Source organism: Rhizobium sullae, from assembly GCF_025200715.1.
Classification (GTDB): domain Bacteria; phylum Pseudomonadota; class Alphaproteobacteria; order Rhizobiales; family Rhizobiaceae; genus Rhizobium; species Rhizobium sullae.
The window spans coordinates 2,165,403-2,186,226 of the sequence record NZ_CP104143.1 but is presented as its reverse complement, the minus strand read 5'-3'; the positions used below and the strand labels follow the sequence as shown (position 1 = coordinate 2,186,226).

At 60.3% G+C, this 20,824-nt stretch carries 20 protein-coding genes and 1 pseudogene; 9 read left to right on the top strand and 12 right to left on the bottom strand.

Annotated elements, in window-relative coordinates; translation table 11 throughout:
• Positions 1-13: 13 nt before the first annotated feature.
• From N2599_RS11160 to N2599_RS11150, 3 genes and pseudogenes are all read right to left on the bottom strand, one after another.
• Positions 14-1,162, bottom strand: coding sequence for a PQQ-dependent sugar dehydrogenase (locus tag N2599_RS11160; RefSeq protein ID WP_051336461.1), 1,149 nt, complete (start codon positions 1,160-1,162; stop codon positions 14-16).
• An 80-nt stretch (positions 1,163-1,242) separates the two neighbouring features.
• Positions 1,243-1,578 (bottom strand): annotated as a pseudogene (locus N2599_RS11155) (class GN sortase); the annotation flags it as partial.
• Positions 1,578-1,943 (bottom strand): hypothetical protein, encoded by a 366-nt coding sequence (locus tag N2599_RS11150; protein WP_027508440.1) that lies wholly within the window; start codon positions 1,941-1,943, stop codon positions 1,578-1,580. The gene N2599_RS11150 and the pseudogene N2599_RS11155, both read right to left, overlap by 1 nt.
• A 350-nt stretch (positions 1,944-2,293) precedes the next feature.
• Between N2599_RS11150 and N2599_RS11145 the strand changes: the two genes are divergently transcribed.
• From N2599_RS11145 to N2599_RS11130, 4 genes are all read left to right on the top strand, one after another.
• Positions 2,294-3,496 (top strand): pyridoxal phosphate-dependent aminotransferase, encoded by a 1,203-nt coding sequence (locus tag N2599_RS11145; protein ID WP_027508441.1) that lies wholly within the window; start codon positions 2,294-2,296, stop codon positions 3,494-3,496.
• 100 nt (positions 3,497-3,596) lie between these two features.
• On the top strand, positions 3,597-3,863 hold the full coding sequence (locus tag N2599_RS11140) for a type II toxin-antitoxin system Phd/YefM family antitoxin (protein ID WP_027508442.1): 267 nt from the start codon (positions 3,597-3,599) through the stop codon (positions 3,861-3,863).
• Entirely contained in the window at positions 3,860-4,246 is a 387-nt protein-coding gene (locus N2599_RS11135; RefSeq protein ID WP_027508443.1) for a type II toxin-antitoxin system VapC family toxin, read from the top strand. The genes N2599_RS11140 and N2599_RS11135 overlap by 4 nt, the downstream gene beginning before the upstream one ends.
• A gap of 225 nt (positions 4,247-4,471) precedes the next feature.
• A complete protein-coding gene (locus tag N2599_RS11130; protein ID WP_027508444.1) occupies positions 4,472-4,756 on the top strand; it encodes a DUF2188 domain-containing protein in 285 nt (94 codons plus the stop codon).
• A 120-nt stretch (positions 4,757-4,876) separates the two neighbouring features.
• Here N2599_RS11130 and N2599_RS11125 read toward each other — a convergent pair whose 3' ends face one another.
• The 5 genes from N2599_RS11125 to trxB all read right to left on the bottom strand — a co-directional run bounded on the left by N2599_RS11125 (position 4,877) and on the right by trxB (position 9,719).
• Positions 4,877-5,680, bottom strand: a complete 804-nt coding sequence (locus N2599_RS11125) for an aminoglycoside phosphotransferase family protein (RefSeq protein WP_027508445.1) — start codon at positions 5,678-5,680, stop codon at positions 4,877-4,879.
• 73 nt (positions 5,681-5,753) lie between these two features.
• Entirely contained in the window at positions 5,754-6,878 is a 1,125-nt protein-coding gene (locus N2599_RS11120; RefSeq protein WP_027508446.1) for an alkene reductase, read from the bottom strand.
• 106 nt (positions 6,879-6,984) lie between these two features.
• Positions 6,985-7,278 (bottom strand): ArsR/SmtB family transcription factor, encoded by a 294-nt coding sequence (locus N2599_RS11115; protein ID WP_027508447.1) that lies wholly within the window; start codon positions 7,276-7,278, stop codon positions 6,985-6,987.
• Between the two features lie 546 nt (positions 7,279-7,824).
• Complete coding sequence (locus N2599_RS11110; RefSeq protein ID WP_027508448.1) at positions 7,825-8,721, bottom strand: LysR family transcriptional regulator VtlR; 897 nt, start codon at positions 8,719-8,721, stop codon at positions 7,825-7,827.
• 23 nt (positions 8,722-8,744) lie between these two features.
• Complete coding sequence (trxB, locus tag N2599_RS11105; RefSeq protein WP_027508449.1) at positions 8,745-9,719, bottom strand: thioredoxin-disulfide reductase; 975 nt, start codon at positions 9,717-9,719, stop codon at positions 8,745-8,747.
• A 229-nt stretch (positions 9,720-9,948) separates the two neighbouring features.
• On the opposite strand from trxB, the gene N2599_RS11100 reads away from it, so the two are divergent.
• From N2599_RS11100 to N2599_RS11080, 5 genes are all read left to right on the top strand, one after another.
• On the top strand, positions 9,949-10,416 hold the full coding sequence (locus N2599_RS11100) for an Lrp/AsnC family transcriptional regulator (RefSeq protein WP_027508450.1): 468 nt from the start codon (positions 9,949-9,951) through the stop codon (positions 10,414-10,416).
• Between the two features lie 121 nt (positions 10,417-10,537).
• Complete coding sequence (locus N2599_RS11095; protein ID WP_156915213.1) at positions 10,538-11,194, top strand: hypothetical protein; 657 nt, start codon at positions 10,538-10,540, stop codon at positions 11,192-11,194.
• An 81-nt stretch (positions 11,195-11,275) separates the two neighbouring features.
• Positions 11,276-12,082 carry a glycosyltransferase family 2 protein gene (locus N2599_RS11090; protein WP_244564422.1) on the top strand — a complete coding sequence of 269 codons (807 nt, stop codon included), beginning with the start codon at positions 11,276-11,278 and terminating at the stop codon, positions 12,080-12,082.
• A gap of 15 nt (positions 12,083-12,097) precedes the next feature.
• Complete coding sequence (locus N2599_RS11085; RefSeq protein ID WP_027508453.1) at positions 12,098-13,129, top strand: glycosyltransferase; 1,032 nt, start codon at positions 12,098-12,100, stop codon at positions 13,127-13,129.
• Positions 13,126-14,148, top strand: a complete 1,023-nt coding sequence (locus N2599_RS11080; protein ID WP_027508454.1) for a glycosyltransferase — start codon at positions 13,126-13,128, stop codon at positions 14,146-14,148. The genes N2599_RS11085 and N2599_RS11080 overlap by 4 nt, the downstream gene beginning before the upstream one ends.
• A gap of 21 nt (positions 14,149-14,169) precedes the next feature.
• On the opposite strand, the gene N2599_RS11075 is transcribed toward N2599_RS11080, so the two are convergent.
• From N2599_RS11075 to carB, 4 genes are all read right to left on the bottom strand, one after another.
• Positions 14,170-15,210: a glycosyltransferase family 4 protein gene (locus N2599_RS11075; protein ID WP_027508455.1), complete on the bottom strand. Its 1,041-nt coding sequence runs from the start codon at positions 15,208-15,210 to the stop codon at positions 14,170-14,172.
• 39 nt (positions 15,211-15,249) lie between these two features.
• Positions 15,250-15,726, bottom strand: a complete 477-nt coding sequence (greA, locus tag N2599_RS11070; protein WP_027508456.1) for a transcription elongation factor GreA — start codon at positions 15,724-15,726, stop codon at positions 15,250-15,252.
• A gap of 239 nt (positions 15,727-15,965) precedes the next feature.
• The gene (locus N2599_RS11065) at positions 15,966-17,180 is read right to left on the bottom strand and encodes a T6SS phospholipase effector Tle1-like catalytic domain-containing protein (protein ID WP_027508457.1); all 1,215 of its coding nucleotides are present in this window, start codon (positions 17,178-17,180) and stop codon (positions 15,966-15,968) included.
• Positions 17,181-17,252: 72 nt separating this feature from the next.
• Positions 17,253-20,738, bottom strand: a complete 3,486-nt coding sequence (gene carB, locus N2599_RS11060; RefSeq protein ID WP_027508458.1) for a carbamoyl-phosphate synthase large subunit — start codon at positions 20,736-20,738, stop codon at positions 17,253-17,255.
• Positions 20,739-20,824: the final 86 nt, after the last annotated feature.

Genomic DNA, 20,824 nt, shown 5'->3' with positions numbered 1-20,824 from the left:
AAGGAGCTTCGTCCTAACCGTTCTGACGGTCGGCGCGCGAGACGCGCAGCAGCGCGCCATCGGCTTCGTCCGTGACCATCAGGAGCGCTCCGTCCGGTGCGATGACAATGTCGCGGATGCGGCCGTAATCGCCTTCGAAAATCTGCTCTTCTGCAACGAAAGCACCGCTATCATCGCGCTGCATGCGGGAGAGCAGTTCGAATTTGAGGGCTGCGACGAGGAAGTTGCCGTCCCATTCCGGAAACATCTTGCCGCGATAGATCGCGAGCGCGCCGGGGGCGATGGACGGGTCCCAATAGTGCAGCGGCTGTTCCAGCCCTTTCTTGGCCGTGCCTTCGCCGATCTTTGTGCCGGAGTAATTCCGTCCATAGCTGATGATCGGCCAGCCGTAATTCTTGCCGGGCTCGATGACATTGATTTCGTCACCGCCGCGCGCACCATGTTCGACGGTGTAGAGTTTGCCGTCGGCGGTGTCGAAGGTGATACCCTGCGGGTTGCGATGGCCTTTCGACCAGATTTCCGGCAGTGCCTTGCCGCCGTTCTTGAACGGGTTGTCCGCAGGGATGCTCCCATCGGCATTGATATGCACGATGGAGCCGGCATCATCCTTCCAGTCTTGAGAGCGGTCGCGGTCGCCGCGGTCACCTATGCTGATAAAGAGACTGCCGTCGCGGGCGATGGCGATGCGCGCACCATATTGGATACTGCCGCCGGTGAACTGGTCCATGGTGAAGATTGGCTTCACGTTCTCGAGCCTGCTTCCGTCGGCGGCAAGCGTGGCGCTGAAGGCTTCGGTTCCCGAGCCTCTGCGATTGGCGGTCGATGCCGTGAAATAGATCGTGCGGCTCGTTGCGAAGTCCGGCGCGAGCGCTACGTCCATCAGGCCGCCCTGGCCGCGGGCACGGACGTCCGGCACGCCTCCGATCGGATCTGAAAGCTTTCCCTCCCTGACGATCCGCATCCGGCCTGGCCGCTCAGTCACCAGATAGGCGCCGTCGGGCATGACTTCCACGGCCCAGGGATGCTCCAGCCCATTCGCCAGGGTTTCGACGCTAACTGCGACCTTCTCGGTCTCGACCCTGTCTGCTGCCGCGGCGAAGCCGGGTGCGAAGACGGGCACGCCAGCAAGCAGGGAAGCGGCGAATGTTCTGGCGATAGTCATGTGGCGTTCCCCGTCGCGGTCATACGCTTTCAACGTGGAGCGGCGGGCAGGGCTCTTCAACCTTATTGCGGCGCAGATAACGGCTTTGTGTTTTGCGGTTGAATGGAGGCGGTCGGCGTCGTGTCCACCACGTCGGCTTCGGCAAAGGAGCGCTGCAGCAGGATCTGCGCGACCGCAGCCTTTCCCTTGATGTAGAAGCCGTCGCTCATCAGCGCGACGCCATACAGGGCAAGCCCGGCGATGCCGAGCGCAATCATCCGCTCGACCATCGAAAGGCGCGAGAAAAGGAAGCCTTTCTCGCGCTGCCGCGGCGCGTCGTGGGCCGTGGCCGCAGCGGTCGCCATGGCCAGTTCGAGGTAAGAGGGAAGCGGTTCGAACTCGCCCGCGTCCTGAAGCCGGTTTCCGTTGCGGCCCATTACCTGCTCCTCACCGTCATCAGGCGCTTGATGCGGCGGCGCCACACGGCCAGTGCGCCCGCTGCGGTCAGGGCGAAAAGCAGCAGAGTCAGCCCGCGCATGATCTGTCCGTCGGCATGCGTCGCCGTCCGCGGTTTGGCCGAAGCGGCGGGTTGGGCGGTCGCGTCGTTTGTCGCCACCGGTGCGGTTAAGGAGCCGGCAATTTGCTCGGTCTTCTGCGGCTGTGGCGCCTCTTCGGCGCGGGCGGTCGAAATGATTCCGAACGCAATCGTCGAAGCGGCGACGACGCTTACTGCAATCAAAAATGAAAGCGAAACCCGGCGGGCGCGAAGCCGCGCTGCGGCCCGCTCTTCCTCCAGAAACATTGGCATACCCTCAACAACCAATTAGGAGCGCTAAAGATGAGGCTTCGATCCCGGCGGGCTCGCGACCGAATTGTGGCATGCCGCGTCATTTGTTGCGGCATAATCATGGCAAAGGCCGAATCCGCGAAGTTTTTGATTTCAGGGACGAAATCCACATCCCTTCAGAGATTGGTTCAAGTTCTTCGCAAAGTGATTCATGCTTGCGCCGCCGCGCGTGGCCAATGATCAATAAGAATCATTGGCACCATCACGCCTTTGCGCTTGAAATGCTGCTGTACATTGGACATAGAGCTAACCGCAGAACTCCGGTCCCGGCCTTCTGCCCGTTTCAACCGTATAGGACCGTTATCATGGCCTTTCTTGCCGATGCTCTTTCCCGTGTGAAGCCTTCAGCCACCATCGCCGTCTCCCAGAAAGCGCGCGAGCTGAAAGCCAAGGGGCGCGATGTGATCGGCCTTGGCGCCGGCGAGCCGGACTTCGATACGCCGGACAATATCAAGAAGGCCGCCATCGACGCTATCAATCGCGGCGAGACGAAATACACGCCGGTTTCCGGTATCCCGGAGCTGCGCAAGGCGATCGCCGCGAAGTTCAAGCGCGAGAACGGCCTGGAATATTCCTGGGAGCAGACGATCGTCGGCACCGGCGGCAAGCAGATCCTGTTCAATGCCTTCATGGCGACGCTGAATCCGGGCGATGAAGTCATCATCCCGGCGCCCTACTGGGTGTCCTATCCGGAGATGGTGGCGCTTTGCGGCGGCACACCCGTCATCGTCTCGGCGACGCAGGAAAACAACTTCAAGCTCCAGGCGGCCGATCTCGACAAGGCGATCACGCCGAAGACCAAGTGGTTCGTCTTCAACTCGCCGTCGAACCCGTCGGGTGCTGCCTATACGCATGCGGAACTCAAGGCGCTGACCGATGTGCTGCTCAAGCATCCGCATGTCTGGGTGCTGACGGACGACATGTACGAGCACCTGACCTATGGCGACTTCAAGTTCGTGACGCCGGTCGAAGTCGAGCCTGAGCTCTACGACCGCACGCTGACCATGAACGGCGTCTCCAAGGCCTATGCAATGACCGGCTGGCGTATCGGCTATGCGGCCGGACCGCTGCCGCTCATCAAAGCGATGGACATGATCCAGGGCCAGCAGACCTCGGGCGCCACCTCGATCGCTCAGTGGGCCGCCGTCGAAGCGCTGAACGGCACGCAGGATTTCATCCCGGTGAATAAGAAGATTTTCGAAGGCCGCCGCGATCTGGTGGTGTCGATGCTGAACCAGGCCAAAGGCATCGTCTGCCCGTCGCCGGAAGGCGCCTTCTATGTCTACCCGTCCTGCGCCGGCCTGATCGGCAAGACCACGCCTTCGGGCAAGGTCATCGAGACCGACGAAGATTTCGTGTCCGAACTGCTCGAAAGCGAAGGCGTCGCCGTCGTGCACGGCTCGGCATTCGGCCTCGGCCCGAACTTCCGCATTTCCTATGCGACTTCGGAAGCCCTGCTCGAAGAGGCCTGCAAGCGCATCCAGCGCTTCTGCGCGGCCTGCAAGTAAGGCAGTTGGCAGAAATTGAAGAGAGGCTCGTCAGCAATGGCGGGCCTTTCTATTTTATAGGATCGTTGACGATGTGGCTGCATGTGGCTACATTTGGCGTATGAAAACCGTATCGATCCGCGATGCCAAGAACCGCCTGACTGAACTCGCTCGCGAGGTCGAGGAAGGGGAGACGATTGTCGTGACGCGAAACGGCCGCCCGGTCTTTGATCTCGTCCCGCACAAGCCGCGCGGCGGTTTGAATTTGGAGGCTGGCCAAGCCTACCTCCGGTCGAAGGGCATTACCAATCCCGTGCCCTTCATAGCCGACGATTTCGACGATCCTTTGCCGGAGGATTTTCTCCTTAGGCCCCTGCCTGAACCATGAGGCTGCTGCTCGACACGCATATCGTGCTTGCGATCTTGCGAAAGGACGTTGCACAGCGATTTCCTGTGGTCACGACCTTGTTAGGCGAGCCGCAAACAGTCGGATTTGTGAGTGTCGCGAGCCTATGGGAAACTGCGATCAAGGCAAGACTAGGCAAGCTGGATCCCGGTATGCCTCTTGAAGAGATGGCGCAATCTCTTCAGAAAATAGGATTGTCGCTCCTTGGGATCGATGTCAGCCACGTCATAACCGCGGCCGATCCCGAGCCGGATACCCGCGATCCCTTCGACCGCCTTCTGCTTGCCCAATGCCAGATCGAAGGGCTGCGGCTTGTGACGATCGACCGGGCACTGGCTGACCATCCGCTGGCCCTGAAATTCTGATCCCGCTCTTCGGCAGCCGATGATTTTCCGTATCAGGCAGGGCAGGTGCGGGGTGAATTTGCAGTCTTGTGCATTTAATGGAATACTGCCGAAAATTGGTCAGCCGGAAGCAATCGCGGCGTGCCTCATAACTCTCGCCTTGCCGCCCGCGATGGAGCCGGATGCAGTCCGGAAGCCTTCGGCTGATCGCCGATAAATCGGGCCACTGAAAAAGAGGAGAGGTGCATGATCAAGGTGGTTTACGAGGTCGTTCCCCACGACGGCGGCTGGGCTTACCGGCTGGGAGACGTCTATTCCGAAGCGTTCCCCTCGCATGCCGAGGCGCTGGAAGCAGCCCGCATCGTCGCGGCCGAGCAGCAGGTCGGCGGCGATTCCGCCGAGATCAGCTGGCAGGACGAGAAGGGCAAATGGCATGAGGAATATGCCGAAGGTGGCGACCGGCCGGAGACGGAAGTCGTCGACAGCAAATGGAAGAGCGGCGGTTCCGCCGAGGCCTTTCCTCGTGCCTGAGCCGAGCGTCCGTTCGACGATCGTGTTGATCAACCCGCGGCATTCAAGCGCAGGCTCCCTCGCGCGCGGCACGATCTGCCACATGATGAAACTTCCTCTGACCTCTATTGAAGGAAGCCGCTAGGCTTGCTGCAACTCCGCCAGCGCGATGCGCGCGACGGCAAGCGGGCTTTCAGCAGACGTATTCATATTGTCGCCGAGGAACCAGGCCGCAGACAGGCCGGAATACGCGACGATCCATTGGAGCAAGCGTTTGGGTTCCATGCCGGCTTCGGCACAAACGATCCGAAGCTGACGCTGCAGCCGTCCCGGCACTCTGACGGCCGGAAGATCTTCGTTGGCGAAAGTATTGGCATAGTCGAAGCCGCGTTCGCCGAATAGACCCTTCGGGTCGATCGCAAGCCACCCGTCCTCTTCAAAATCGAGAATGTTGCTGTGGTGAATGTCGCCGTGCAGCACGCCCGGATCGCGCGGATCGGCAAGCAGCGTCTCGGCGATCGCGCTGCATTCGGCAAGCACGCCGCCATAGGTTTTCGCGGCGGGCTCCAGTTCCCTGAACCAGCGGCGAAGAGGAACAAGTTCGGGCAAGGGCTTTTGTCGTGGCGCATGCAGCCTTTCGACTGTGCGGCAGATGATGCGGCTAGCCTCGTCGTCTTCACCGTCCGTCGCCATCTTGAATAGGGAGCGGTTGCCGGTCGCCCGCTCGAGCAGAACGGCTTCGTCATCGTGGGCATAGACCTTGGCGGCACCGTCACCATCCCACCAGTGCATCAACGCGCCGCCGGCCCTTTCGGCCTCGTCACGAGACTTCTTGAGCATTGCCGGCCGGCCGCTCCAGAGGACCGGCAGGAGGTGGCTGGAATGGGTGATGATCGGTTCGCCGTCCGGTATCAGCGACCAGCGGCGGAGATGGGATTCGAACATGGCCGCATCCTAACGGCAGCAGTCGAAAAAGAAATCCCGCGTGAGGCGGGATTTCGTCCGGTACGCTGGGAGATCAGGCGACCTTTTCGAGCAGCGGATAGTCGATGTAACCCTTTGCGGTGCCGCCGTAGAAGGTGGCCTGGTCTGGTGTGTTGAGCGGCAGGTTCTTCTTGAGGCGCTCGACCAGATCCGGATTGGCGATAAAAGGCTTGCCGAAGGCGACGAGATCGGCGCGACCGCTTTCTGCGGCGTCGATCGCCATGTCGCGGTCGTAACCATTGTTGACCATCCAACCCGCCTTGCCGCCGGCCTTTTCATAAGTCTGGCGCAGAGCCTTGTAATCGAAGGGGGGATTTGTGCCCTGCGTGTAATCGCGCTCGCCACCCGTCTGGCCCTCGATAACGTGGAGATAGGCGAGGTCATATTTGGCGAGGCCTTCTACGACATAGGCAAAGAGCGTCTGCGGCTCGGAATCATAGCTGTCGCCTGCGGGGGTGACCGGCGAGATGCGGATCGCCGTGCGGCCTGCGCCGATTTCCTTGGTCACCGCGTCGACCACTTCGAACGTGAAGCGGGCGCGGTTTTCGATAGAACCGCCATACTGGTCGGTTCGGTCGTTGACGCCGTCGCGCAGGAACTGGTCGAGTAGATAGCCATTCGCACCGTGGATTTCGACGCCATCGAAGCCTGCGTCGATCGCCGCGCGTGCGGCCTTGCGATAATCCTCGATGATGCCGGGGATCTCCGATGTCTCGAGCGCACGCGGCTCGGAGGTATCGGCAAAGGAGCCGGTGCCGTCCGCATTGACGAGGTAGGTCTTGGCCTTGGCAACGCGGCTGGTTGAGGAGACCGGCTTGCCACCGTCCGGCTGCAGCGTGGTGTGCGAGATGCGGCCAACATGCCACATCTGCACGACGATCTTGCCACCGCCTGCGTGCACGGCATGTGTCACGTGCTTCCAACCGTTGAGCGCTTCCTTCTTGTAGAGGCCGGGAACGTCGGCGTATCCTTGGCCCTGATGCGTGATCGCAGTTGCCTCGGTGATGATGAGGCCGGCCGTCGCGCGCTGGCGGTAGTATTCGACGTTCAAATCGTTCGGGATCGCGCCCGGTGAGCGATTGCGCGTCAGCGGTGCCATGACGATGCGGTTCCTGACGGCAATGTCGCCAATCTGCGCGGGTTCGAAAAGCTTGTTCATGGAAGTCCTTTCTTGTTTCGGCGGGAGGATCACTCGGCCGGAGCGGGGCAACTCGATCCGGCGGAGAGATTGGCAAAATGCAGTGGCACCGAGGCCGATCAGGCCATCACAGATCCTGGCTTAATTGCTTGAGGAAGGCAGCTATCATCTCTTCGTTGCGCCGGTAGAAAACCCATTGGCCGACGCGCCTGGTGGTGACCAGGCCGGCGCGGCTCAATGTTGCAAGATGAGCGGAGACGGTCGATTGCGAAAGGCCGCAGCGTTCGAATTGGCTGGCACAGACGCCCATCTCCAAGGGATGCTCCTGGGAAGCAAAATGCTCGTTCGGATTTTTCAGCCAGTTGAGGATTTCCACCCGCTTCGGGTGCGAAAGCGCCTTCAGGATTTCGTCTCTGTCCATCGTCCAATACCGATCTATAAATCGAACTCTATCGATACATGGATCGTCAATTTCCGATATGCAAATCACGAGGGCGTGAGCTGCGCAGTTTTGACTGGCGCCTAAATTTTCGGCAAAAAAAGAGGGCCACCGAAAGCTCGGGGCCCTTTAAGGTGTGAAGGTCAAAAACCTCCAGAGGGGAACAGCTAATGCGGTGGCACTGGGAGAGAAGCCACCGAAGTGCATCAGCTATAGGCGATATGGTGCTTTGCTGGGCATCTTTCAATGCATTTTTATGCATGCCTGCCATGCCCTGCACAAATTATGCTGCAATGCAGCGATTATGGGCAAAAAAAGAGGGCCACCGAAAGCTCGGGGCCCTTTAAGGTGTGAAGGTCAAAAACCTCCAGAGGGGAACAGCCAATGCGGTGGAACTGGGAGGAAAAGCCACCATGTGCATCAGCTGAGTGCGATATGGTGTTTAATTGAGCAAACGGCAACCCTCTTTTGTGCATGCCAGTCATGCGCTGGTTGCATGGTCGGCATTTTAGTGAACAAAAACGGGAATCAGAAGTTCCAGTTTCTCGCCTTGCTGACGATGAAATCGCGGAATGCCTTCAGCTTTGCGGCATTCTTGATTTCGTCAGGATAGCAGAAATAGGTGTCGAAGGAGGGTACGTCTGCGTTGATCGCGAGCTGGATGAGGCCGGGGTCGCGTCCGACGATGTAATCCGGCATGCAGGCGACGCCGATGCCAAGCAGGCAGGCGCGCTTGATCGAGGTCTGGCTGTTGATCTGGAGATGCGGAATCCGCTTGTTGTCAGACGAGCGCCCGGCGATCTCGAGCCAGTTCACATCGAGAAGATAGCTGGGGGCGGGTTCACCGAAGGTGATGATGCGGTGACTGTCCAGATCCTCGACCGACTGAGGCTCGCCGTAGCGGTTGATATAGGAAGGGGCCGCATAGACGTGCATATGCACGGTGAAGAGTTTGCGCTGAATGAGATCGGACTGCTGCGGCTGGCGCAGGCGGATGGCGCAATCCGCGTGGCGCATGTTCACGTCCAATTCCTCGTTGTCGAGAATGAGTTGGATCTGGACGTCCGGATAGAGCTGCATGAACTCCTGGATCTTGTCCGTCAGCCAGCCCTGGCCGAGACCGACGGTGGTCGTCACGCGCAGCTTTCCGGATGGCGTTTCCGTCGTCTCGGTGAGCTGCATCTTCACCGTCTCGAGCTTCAGCAGCACGTCATGAGCGGTGCGATAGAGCAGTTCGCCCTGTTCCGTCAGGATCAGGCCGCGGGCATGGCGGTGGAAGAGCTTGGTGCCGACGTCCTGCTCCAGCGCGCTGACCTGGCGGCTGATCGCGGACTGGGAGAGATGCAGCTTGTCGGCCGCATGCGTGAACGATCCGGCCTCGGCAGCTGCGTGAAAGATACGCAGCTTGTCCCAATCCAATGGCATTCCCCCACCCCTCATAGCCGATCTTACTCCGCGGCCACGGCGACGGGCATGTGGCCCGTCAGATAACGTTCGGCTTCGAGGGCAGCCATGCATCCCAGGCCGGCGGCGGTGACCGCCTGCCGGAAGGTATCGTCCGTCACGTCGCCCGCAGCATAAACCCCGTCTATGCTGGTCGCGGTGGAATCCGGAGCGGTCCAGAGATAGCCGTTGTCCTTGAGCTTGAGCTTGCCCTTGAAAAGTTCAGTTGCCGGCGCATGGCCAATCGCCACGAAGACCCCGTGGATGGCAACGTCGCTGACGGCGCCGGTGCGGGTATCGCGCAGCCGCGCGCCGGTAACCGATGGCGGCATCGGCGGCTTGGCCGGCGTGCCGGTGATTTCGGCGACTTCGGTGTTCCAGAGAACCTTCACGTTCTCCTTCGAGAACAGGCGCTCCTGCAGGATCTTTTCGGCGCGGAATGCATCGCGGCGATGCACGACCGTCACCGACTTCGCGATGTTGGAAAGATAAAGCGCTTCTTCGACGGCGCTGTTGCCGCCGCCAACGACGATGACGTCCTTGTTGCGATAGAAGAAGCCGTCGCAGGTGGCGCAGGCAGAAACGCCGAAGCCTTGGAAATGCTGTTCACTTTCGATGCCGAGCCACTTCGCCTTGGCGCCCGTCGCGATGATCAGCGTATCGGCGGTCCAGACCTGGCCGCTGTCTGTGCGGGCCACGAAGGGGCGCTGGTTCATCTCGACTTCGGTGACGATGTCGCTGACGATCTCGGCGCCGACATGCTTGGCCTGCTGCAGCATCTGGTCCATCAGCCACGGGCCCTGGATCGGATCGGCAAAGCCCGGATAGTTTTCGACATCCGTCGTGATCATTAGCTGCCCGCCTTGCTCCATCCCGGCAATCAGAACCGGCTTCAGCATCGCACGCGCCGCATAGACGGCGGCGGTATAACCGGCGGGACCGGAGCCGATGATGAGCACCTTGGTATGGCGGGCGGACATGTCATTTCCTTTCGATTGGCGGGAGGCGTCGGCTAAAGAGCGAATGCGGCCGTATCGCGATCCTCAGCCATTTATGAACGACCAATGCTATTATTCAAGGGCAGCCTTGCATTACCAACAAGGCATTGCGCCCGCCTGTGTAAGATTCGGTCATGCGGGCGAAAGATTCTTGCGTATTCCGCCGCTTTATATAGAAGCTGCCTCCGGAAAATTAAAGAAAGGCAATGCGGTGGTTCGCGCCGAACTCGACGTCATCGACATAAAGATCTTGCGGGAACTCCAGGCCAACGGCCGGATGACGAACGTGGAGCTCGCCGACCGCGTGGGCATTTCGGCTCCGCCCTGTCTGCGGCGTGTCCGTAAGCTCGAAGAGGCCGGCGTGATTGAGGGCTATCACGCGATGCTGAACAGTCCGAAGCTCGGCTTTGACCTCGTCGCCTTCTGCATGGTCGGCCTCAAGCATCAATCCGAAACCAACCTCAAGGCCTTTGCCGCCGCCACTTCAAACTGGCCGCTGGTGCGCCAGGCCTGGATGGTCTCCGGCGACAGCGATTTTCTGCTGCATTGCGTCGCAGAAAACCTGACCCGCTTCCAGGATTTCGTCATCGAAGTACTGACCGCCAACGAGCATGTCGACACGGTGCGCACGATGCTGACGATCCGGCAAGTGAAGAGGCTGGGGCTGGTTGAGGTTTGACAATGATCCCGGTTCGGGCAGTGCCGATAATCAGGAGATTTTTGTGAGCATAGAGTTGACCATCGTCGCGACCCGCCGGCCCGAGTTGCTTCGCGCAACGCTTCAAAGCTTCAACGAGAAAATGTTCAAGAACTTCAGCTTTTCGCGCGTTTCGATGAATGTCGATAAGCTATGGGGCGATGAAGAAGATGAGCGCAACTGCATCGAGGTGCTGAAAAGCTTCTATCCGCAAGCGATCGTCTATGCACCGCCTGTGCCGGGCTTTGCTGCTGCCGTGAAGCGCCTCTGGCTGAACAGTGAAGCAGATTTCGTTTTTCACATGGAGGATGATTGGGAGCTTCTGGAGGAGATTCCGGCTGGAATTTTGGACCTTTTTGGGGAGAAAAGCATCTCTCAGGTCTCGCTGATGACGAAGGAAAAGAACTGGAGCGTCGAGCGCCGGGGGATGTTCCATTACGCTAGAAAGAATTACCGATTTCTGGGATTCGAGCTTCCGATAAGGCTCAAGTATCCGAACTTCACGACGAGTCCTGCTTTTCTTCGGGGAGACTTCGCGCGCGGTTGGGGCAAACTGCTGGACGAGACCCTCGATCCGGAGAAGCAGGTTCGTTCACTGCGAAACCCGCAACTGATGCAATATGTCTCCAAATTTCGGAATCGGCTGTATGTCGGAAAGTCCGAGTATTGTGTCGCCGAGGATACCGGCCGAGTTTGGCGAGACAGAATGGGAATTGAGAAAGTCGTTGTCGATGATGCTTCGGCTTGGTTGTCGAAATAGCTTGCTCGCCGGCGCCTAGCAGCCACGACAACAGGAGCCATATGGGCGAACTGCACATTCTTTCTTTTGGGGACTACTCTTTTGAAGCTGCCGATCTCCGCCTTTATTATCTGCCAGAACGAAGAGCAGTTCCTGGGTGGGTGTATAGAGTCACTGGCCGAATTTTCGGAGATCGTCATCGTCGACTCCGGATCAACGGACGGGACAGTTGGGCTCGTGCAGTCCTATATCGACAAGGGCTGGCCGATCACGCTGTTTCATGAGGCATGGCATGGCTATGCCGGGCAGAAGCAGTTCGCGCTGGAGCAATGCAGCCAGCCGTGGTGCTTCAACATCGATTCCGACGAGCGGCTTGATGCACCGTTGCGCAAGCTGCTGCCGGAATTGATCGCAGGGCCGGAAGAGATCGTCGGCTGGCGTGTGGCGCGGCGGCCTTACCTGATCGGCTATGGCTACACGCCGGAAAATGTGCTTGAACGCAAGAACCTCCGCCTTATCCGCAAGGGCAGGGGCGGCTACGACCTCGGCCAGGCCGTGCATGAGGGCATCGTGCCCGACGGGCGGGTGGAAAAGGCAAAGAGCGGCAGTCTGCTTCACTACCGCCCGCTGATCATTGACGAGCAGATTCTCAAGGAAAACAAGTATTCGACACTGAAGGCGGACCAGCAGGTCGCAGCCGGCAGGACAGCGCGGTTTTCCGGCCTTGTCTTCAGCCCTCCGCTCTATTTTCTCCGTCTCTATTTCAAAAACGGCCTGTGGCGCTGCGGTGCGTCAGGCTTCATAGAGGCGATGACGGGAGCTGTTTATGCGTTTCTCACGCAGGCGAAGATCTACCAACGGCAAGCGCTGAAGCGGCGTCCGAATATCGACGACGCGAAACAACGATAGGGTCGGGGACCGCTCATGAAGGTCATGCATATCCATTTTGGCAAAGAGGGGGGAGCCGAGCGCTTCTTCGTCAATCTCGTGAACGCTCTCTCCGACCGGGGCGTGGAGCAGCGGATGCTCATTCGTCCGGACCGGAGCTGGAAGAAGGATGTCGAAAGTTGCGGCACGGTCTACGAAGGAATCTTCCGCAGGATATCGCTGTCACGTTTCGTCCTGTCTGCTCGCATGCGCGGCATCCTGAAAGAATTCCAACCTGACGTGATCATGACCTGGCAGCTGCGCGCGAGCCGCTTCATGCCGAACTACAACAAGGCCCGGCGTATTTCCCGCCTTGGGGATTACCCTGAACATCTCGGCTACTACACGAATTCACAAACCCTCGTCTGCATCACGCCGGATATTGCCGCCAAGGTGCGGGAATTCGGCTGGACGGGCGGCGTCGAGGTTATAGCCAACTTTACGCGTTCCACGCCGAGCGCGCCGATTTCCCGGGATGCTCTGCAGACGCCGGAGAACGCATTTGTTGTCATGGCGATGGGCCGCTTCGTCAAGCGCAAGGGCTTCGACGTGATCATTCGGGCTATGGCGAAGGTCGAGAATACCCATCTTTGGCTCCTCGGGGACGGGCCGGAACGGGAAAACCTGGAAGCCCTCACCGATCAGCTGGGTTTGCGCGACCGGGTCCGTTTTGCCGGTTGGCAGACCAACGCTTATCCCTATCTCGCGGCTGCCGATGCCTTTGCGATCACATCGCTGCATGAGCCTTTGGGGAATGTCTGCCTCGAAGGGTGGGGCGCGGGAAAACCGACGATCTCATCGCGCGCCGAAGGTCCTTCATGGGTGATGACCGACGGCGAAGATGCCGTTATGACCGATTGCGGCGACGTCGATGGGTTGGCGAAGGCCATCATGCGCCTGCGCGACGATCCTGCGCTGCGCGAGCATCTCAAGAACGGCGGATGGCGGACGCTTCGCGAGCGCTTTTCCGAAGAGGCGATCACCAACGCCTATCTTCGCCTCTTCGAGACCGGTTCGAGCGCACCATGAAGGTCCTGCATTTTCATTTCGGCAAGGATGGCGGCGCCGAGCGTTTCTTCGTGCATTTGGTCAATGCACTGGCGCGGCGTGATGTCGAACAGACGGCCATCATTCGGCCGAACAGGCTGTGGCGCAAGGATATCGAAGCTGTCACGAACATAACTGAAAGCAATTTCCGCAACCTGTCATTGGACCGCCTGCTTCTTCCAATGAAGGCGGCCCGCATGGCGCGGACCCAAAAGCCGGATGCCTTGGTCGCCTGGGCGCAGCGGGCGAGCGAGTTAATGCCGGATTACAGAGGCTGTATCAAGATTTCCCGTCTGGGGGACTACCCGACCAATCTCCGCCATTTCAAGAATACCGACGTCATCGTCTGCAATACGCCCGGCATCGGCCAGCATGTGCGCGAACTGGGCTGGACGCGCGGCGTCGAGGTGATTTCCAATTTCACGGATACGGAGCGCGTCGCGCCCGTCGATCGGGCGGCGCTTAAGACACCGGAAGATGCTCCCGTCGTGATGTCCATGGGGCGGTTCGTTCCACGCAAGGAATTCGCTTTGCTGACGGCTGCCGTTGCCAAGCTGCCGGGCGTTTATCTCTGGCTTGCCGGGGACGGCGAGGAGCGGAAGAATGTCGAGAAGGTTGCGGCCGATCTCGGTGTAACCAATCGCATGCGCTTCCTCGGCTGGCAAAAGGATACGCGGCCGTTTGTGGCGGCCGCCGATATTTTCGTGATGCCGTCGAACCATGAGCCGCTCGGCAACGTCATCCTCGAAGCCTGGGCGCAGCACAAGCCGGTGGTTTCGAGCCGGTCGGAGGGGCCGAGTTGGTTTATGCACGACGGCGAGAACGGACTTCTTGTCGACATCGGCGATGCCGATGGCTTCGCGAGCGCGATCGAGCGGCTGATCAATGATTCGGTTTTGGCGACCAAGGTGGCGGCGGGCGGCTACGCGACGCTGATGAGCCAGTTCTCGGAAGATGCGATTGCCAATGCCTATCTCGAACTTTTCAAGCGCAAGCCGTAGCCGATAGAATTGACGGCTACTTTACCGGCGCAGAAGATCCTCATAGACAGCCTTCAATGCTTTCGCTTCGCCTTCCAGCGCGAAATGCGCCCGCACATGCGCGAGCGCCGCCTCGCCATGGGCGAGGGCCTTTTGCGGATCGGCAAGGTAGGGGGCGACTGCCCTGGTGAGGGCTTCGCCGTCGCCGGCCGGAACGATGTTGCCGTTCATTCCTTCCTCGATCATTTCGGCATAGGCCCCGGCATCCGACGCAACGACTGCCGTCTTTGATGCCATGGCCTCCAACGGCGTCAGCCCGAAACCTTCGTTGCGGGAAGGAGCGACATAGAGGGTGAGCCGGCGATACCAGACCTTGATGTCTGGCACTTCGCCCAGAAAGACGATCCGGTCGGCGAGACCGGCGGCGGCGATATCAGCCTTCAATTTGTCGGCAAAAGCGGTATGCTCCGCCGCTACCCGGCCGGAGATCACTGCCGTCCACTCCGGATGTTCCGGCAACAGTCCGATCATCGACCGCACGAAGAGGTCGGTGCCTTTTTGGTGCCTGATGCGACCGAAGCAGCCGACGAGATACTTGCCGGGCAGGCTAGTGGCCTCGGTGCTGTCCTCGGCGGTTTGTGGCGGATGGAAAAGTTCCAGGTCGATGCCGTGGCGGATCACGGTGTGCGGCACCTCAAGAAAGGATCCTGATCGGGCATTGGTCGCAACGACGGCGTCCATCCGGCGGATCAACCAGCGCGTATAGGCGGTATGCCGGCGCTGCGCGGCCGACGTGAACAGCAGCTTTAGCGGCATGCGGAACATATGCCGCAGCACGACGCCCGCGGCCATTTCATTGTTGCGGCGTGCGTGCCAAACACGCTGCTGGCGTCCAGCAGGCGGACGCCAGGCGGAAAGAAGCTGGCTCCACGACAACTTCGGAAGGCCGTCCGGCAGGCCGGGGCCGAGCGTTGCGATCTTGATGCCGAGTTTGATCTGGCAGGGAACCAGCTGGACGATCGTCGACGTGACGCCGGATAATCGCTGCTTGAAGTTCGGCGCGATGATTTCGACGTCAGCTATATCTATCGCGGCCGGCTTGACCGTTTCCGCCACAGGCTATCAACCCCAGGAGATCGACAGGACTTCGTAGGCTTTGGAGCCGCCCGGTGCGATGACCTCGATGGAATCGCCGACAACCTTGCCGATGAGTGCGCGGGCGATCGGGGAGGAGATGGAAATGCGGCCGGCCCTTACGTCGGCCTCCTGATCGCCGACGATCTGGTAGGTCTTTTCTTCCTCGGTGTCCTCGTCGACGAGCTTGACCCTGGCGCCGAATTTGATCTTGTCGCCGGACATCTTCGCAAGGTCGATCACTTCGGCGCGCGCCGTGAGGTCTTCGAGCTCGCTGATGCGGCCCTCGTTGTGGCTCTGCGCTTCCTTGGCTGCGTGATATTCGGCGTTTTCCGAAAGATCGCCATGAGCACGGGCTTCGGCGATCGCTTCGATGATACGCGGGCGCTCCTCCTGCTGACGCCAGCGCAGTTCTTCCTGCAGCTTGACGAAACCACCCTGTGTCATCGGAACCTTATCAACCATTTTCCTGTCCTTTGATCTTCGTGTCCTATAGTCAGGCAGCGACACAAAAGAAAACAGGTCCCGAAGGGGACTTCGGAACCGTGCAATAATCCTAATCACTCGCTTATAGCAGATCGTTGCGGCCGATTTCCATAAAATTCGTAATGTGGCGCGCTGCCCGCTAACCGCCCGCTCTCGGCCAGCGTTCCCGATTGGGCTGCCCTGGAACGGGTGAGTCGGATCAAAGAATGATTCAACCATTAAGGGACAAAGACGGGATTTGCAGGCAGGTTCGGCGGATTGTAGGCGCCGGCATCCTTCCGCTCCTTGACCGAAATATGGATCAACGCGTCGTCAGGAATGAAGCGCTGGTCGCTCAGAGGGAGATAGATGGCATTCCGGTTGCCGCGCTTGCGCCAGGAATTTTCCGGCACGCGCCGAGGGATGTATTCAAGGATTTTCCATCCGGCGGTCATCGAATCATGGAGCGGAGCACTGGAGTTCAGCGGCACATACTTTTTGTGGTTCTTGCCGAGTACGATGTCGTTGACGGTGCGGGTGCGATAGAGGAGCCCGGCCGGCTGCGTTTCCTCTATCATCCAGGCGAGGGGAATCTTGACGGCTCCGCTTTGCGCTTCCGGATAGCCGCCGCCGATATCGCCGTGGACGCCGGCAAACCACACTTCCTTGAAATTCTGCTTTGCCGGCGTCTTTGGCCGGAACGGGCGGCCCCAATATTCCTGGTCTCGCTCCCAGATCTCCGGTTGGAACATGGTCCGCCGCTCATCGATGGCGACCGCGTGCCGCACCCATTCGACACTCGGGTTCTTGCGGGTGAAAGGGTGGGTCTTGAATTGCGGAAGCCATTTCCCTGCTTCGATCACTGAGGTCACCGTATCGAAAAGACCAAGCAGCTTGATCGGCGGGCGATCGTTTCTGAGCATGCGTTCGTAGAGACGCATGGCCGCGAAAGCAGAGGAGGTATCGTCGCCGCTATCCTCTGCAGCGCCGCCGGCTTTCTCTTCCTGCGCGGGAATTCCCTTGTAGGTTCTGTAGGCATAATCGAGCAGGTTGAGATGATATCGGCTTGTCAGACCGAAGGCATGGATAAAGCCTGCCAGGACACGCGCCGAATAGGCGCCGCGGCTAAAGCCGAAGATGTAGATGCGGTCGCGGCCGGAATGCCGCCCATCGGCGTCAGGCGGGCCGCGATCGTAGGTCTCGACCAGGAAACGGTAGGCTTCCTTGACGTTCTGGTCGAGGCCCCAGCCGGTGACAAGTCCGAAAACCTCATAGGATTTGCGAAGCAGCCTCGACCAGGCATTCGCCGCGCCGAACGTGCCGATGCCTGGATCATAATAGACGATCTGCTCGTCCGAGCGTTTCAGGGTGCCGAACAATCTGACAATATTGGTCCGGTCGGCCGAAATCTCGTTCGACGTGCCATCGAACAGAATGACGATGTTCTTTGCCATCAACCGCTCCGGATGTACCGCCGAAAGGGTAACATCCGAGAGATTTTGCGGCAACTTCCGGTCGTCTAATACTCAGAAATAGCTCTGCAGCGGGCGGACTTCGAGATTGCCCGCCTTCAACGCCTTGATCGCCTGTGCGGCGGCTTCAGCACCCGCCATCGTCGTGTAATAGGGCACCTTCTGCATCAGCGTCGCACGGCGGAGCGACTTCGAGTCGGAGATCGCCTTGTTGCCGTCCGTCGTGTTGATGACGAGCTGGACCTGGCGGTTGCGAATCGCATCCTCGATGTGTGGCCGGCCCTCGAGCACCTTGTTGATCTTCGTCGCTTCGATGCCGTTTTCAGCCAGGAACCGTTGCGTGCCGCCGGTGGCAAGTACCTTGAAGCCTTCGCCTACGAGAACACGGATCGCAGGCAGGACGCGCGGCTTGTCGTGATCACGAACTGAGACGAAGACCGTCCCGTCGCGCGGCAGTTCGACACCGGCGCCGAGTTGCGACTTGGCGAAGGCAAGAGCGAAATCGGTGTCAAGGCCGATGACCTCCCCGGTCGACCGCATTTCCGGCCCAAGCAGCGTATCGACGCCCGGGAAGCGGGCGAAGGGGAAGACGGCTTCCTTGACGGCAATGTGCTTCAGGGCGCGCGGATCGGGCTTTTCGCCGTAGGCTGCGAAGGCCGCATCCAGCTTCTCGCCGGCCATGACGCGGGCAGCGATCTTGGCGATCGGCGCACCGATGGTCTTTGCCACGAACGGCACGGTGCGTGAGGCGCGCGGGTTGACTTCGAGTACGTAGACGGTGCCATCCTTGATGGCGAACTGCACGTTCATTAGACCGCCGACCCTCAGCGCCTTCGCCATGGCCTTCGCCTGGCGCTCGAGCTCGTCGAGCAAGTCCGCCGACAGCGAGCGCGGCGGCAGCGAGCAGGCCGAGTCGCCGGAGTGGATGCCTGCTTCCTCGATGTGTTCCATGATACCCGCGACATAGACATCCGTACCGTCTGACAGGCAGTCGACGTCGACCTCGATGGCATTCGTCAGATAGCTGTCGAAGAGCAACGGGTTCTTGCCGAGCAGCGTGTTGATCTGGCCGGTCTTGTCGTTCGGATAGCGCTGCTTGATGTCTTCCGGAACCAATTCCGGAACCGTGTCGAGCAGATAGGCCTGCAGCATCGATTCCGAATGGATGATCTGCATGGCACGGCCGCCTAGGACGTAGGACGGGCGCACGACCAGCGGAAAGCCGATTTCGGCGGCGACGAGGCGGGCCTGCTCAACCGAGTAGGCGATGCCGTTGTTCGGCTGGTTGAGGTCGAGCTTCATCAGGAGCTTCTGGAAACGGTCGCGGTCTTCGGCAAGGTCGATCGCATCCGGTGCGGTGCCGAGGATCGGGATGCCGTTCTTCTCCAGCGCTTCGGCAAGCTTTAGCGGCGTCTGGCCCCCGAACTGGACGATGACACCGACGACTTCGCCCTTTTCCTGCTCGGCGCGCAGGATTTCGATCACGTCTTCGGCCGTCAGCGGCTCAAAATAGAGGCGGTCTGACGTGTCGTAGTCGGTCGAGACCGTCTCCGGGTTGCAGTTGATCATGATCGCTTCATAACCCGCATCCTTCAGCGCGAAGGCGGCGTGGCAGCAGCAATAATCAAACTCGATGCCCTGACCGATGCGGTTCGGGCCGCCCCCGAGGATGACGACCTTCTTGCGGTCCGAGACCTGCGCTTCGGAGCGCGCGACGCCGACAAAAGGCGTCTCGTAGGTCGAGTACATGTAAGCAGTCGGCGAGGCGAATTCGGCGGCGCAGGTGTCGATGCGCTTGAAGACCGGGCGGACATTCAGACTGTTGCGAAATTCCGCCACTTCCTTCGGACGCTTGCCCGTCAGCGTCGCGAGGCGCGCGTCCGAGAAGCCCATGGCCTTCAGCATGCGCAGGTTCGCAGCATCCGCCGGCAAGCCATGCTCGCGGATACGGGCCTCCATATCGACGATTGCCTTGAACTGGGCGATGAACCAAGGATCGATCTTGGAGCCCTCATGGACTTCGGCCTCGCTCATTCCCTGGCGAAGCGCCTGGGCGACCATGCGCAGGCGATCAGGCGTCGGCGTGCCGATGGCGGCGCGGATGGCGTTCTGGCTGGATTCGCCCTCTTCGACGTCGGGGATTTCGATTTCATCGAGGCCGGTCAGACCCGTTTCCAGCCCGCGCAGGGCTTTCTGCAGCGATTCTGCGAAGGTGCGGCCAATGGCCATGACTTCGCCAACGGACTTCATCGCTGTCGTCAGGACCGGCGAGGCGCCCGGGAACTTCTCGAAGGCAAAGCGCGGGATCTTGGTGACCACGTAGTCGATCGAGGGTTCGAACGACGCAGGCGTTGCGCCGCCGGTGATGTCGTTTTCCAGCTCGTCGAGCGTATAGCCGATCGCGAGCTTGGCGGCGACCTTGGCGATTGGGAAGCCGGTGGCCTTCGAGGCAAGCGCGGAGGAGCGCGACACGCGCGGGTTCATCTCGATGACGACGAGGCGGCCGTCTTTCGGATTGACGGCGAACTGCACGTTCGAGCCGCCGGTTTCGACGCCGATCTCGCGCAGCACCGCGATCGAGGCGTTGCGCATGATCTGGTATTCCTTGTCGGTCAGCGTCAGCGCCGGCGCGACGGTTATCGAGTCGCCCGTGTGGACGCCCATCGGATCGATGTTCTCGATCGAGCAGATGATGATGCAGTTGTCCGCCTTGTCGCGGACGACTTCCATTTCATATTCCTTCCAGCCGAGGACCGACTCCTCGATCAGGACCTCGGTCGTCGGAGACGCATCGAGACCGCCGCTGACGATGTCGAAGAATTCCGAACGGTTGTAGGCAATGCCGCCGCCGGTGCCGCCGAGCGTGAAGGACGGGCGGATGATGGCCGGCAGGCCGATGTCGTCGAGCGCCTGCGCGGCGATCGCCATGGCGTGGTTCAGATAGCGCTGCTTGCGGTCGCTCTCGCCGAGGTTCCAGTGGTTTTCTAGCTCGTCCAGCGCAGTGTCCAATGCCGCGCCGGAGAGGCTTTCGCGCAGCTTCGTGCGTTCGGCCTCGTGCGTCTTGCGGTCGGTATCCTTGATGTCTGTGGCGTTCGCCAGCATCGAGCGCGGCGTTTCCAGCCCGATGCGGGCCATGGCTTCGCGGAAGAGGGCGCGGTCTTCGGCCATATCGATTGCGGCTGGCTTGGCGCCGATCATCTCGACACTGTAGCGGTCGAGCACACCCATGCGCTTCAGCGACAGAGCGGTGTTCAGCGCCGTTTGGCCGCCCATGGTCGGCAGCAGCGCGTCCGGCCGCTCCTTGGCGATGATCTTGGCGACGACCTCCGGGGTGATCGGCTCGACATAGGTCGCGTCCGCGAGACCTGGGTCGGTCATGATCGTCGCCGGGTTGGAGTTGACGAGGATGACGCGGTAGCCTTCCTCCTTCAGCGCCTTGCAGGCCTGGGTGCCGGAATAGTCGAATTCGCAAGCCTGGCCAATGACGATCGGTCCCGCGCCGATGATGAGGATCGATTTGATGTCTTGGCGCTTCGGCATGGCGATATCCGTTTCTAGCTGCGCAAAAAGCCGGCCAGGGTGGGAGGCACCGGGTCGGGTCGCGCATGGAGGGTCTTTTCAGGCTA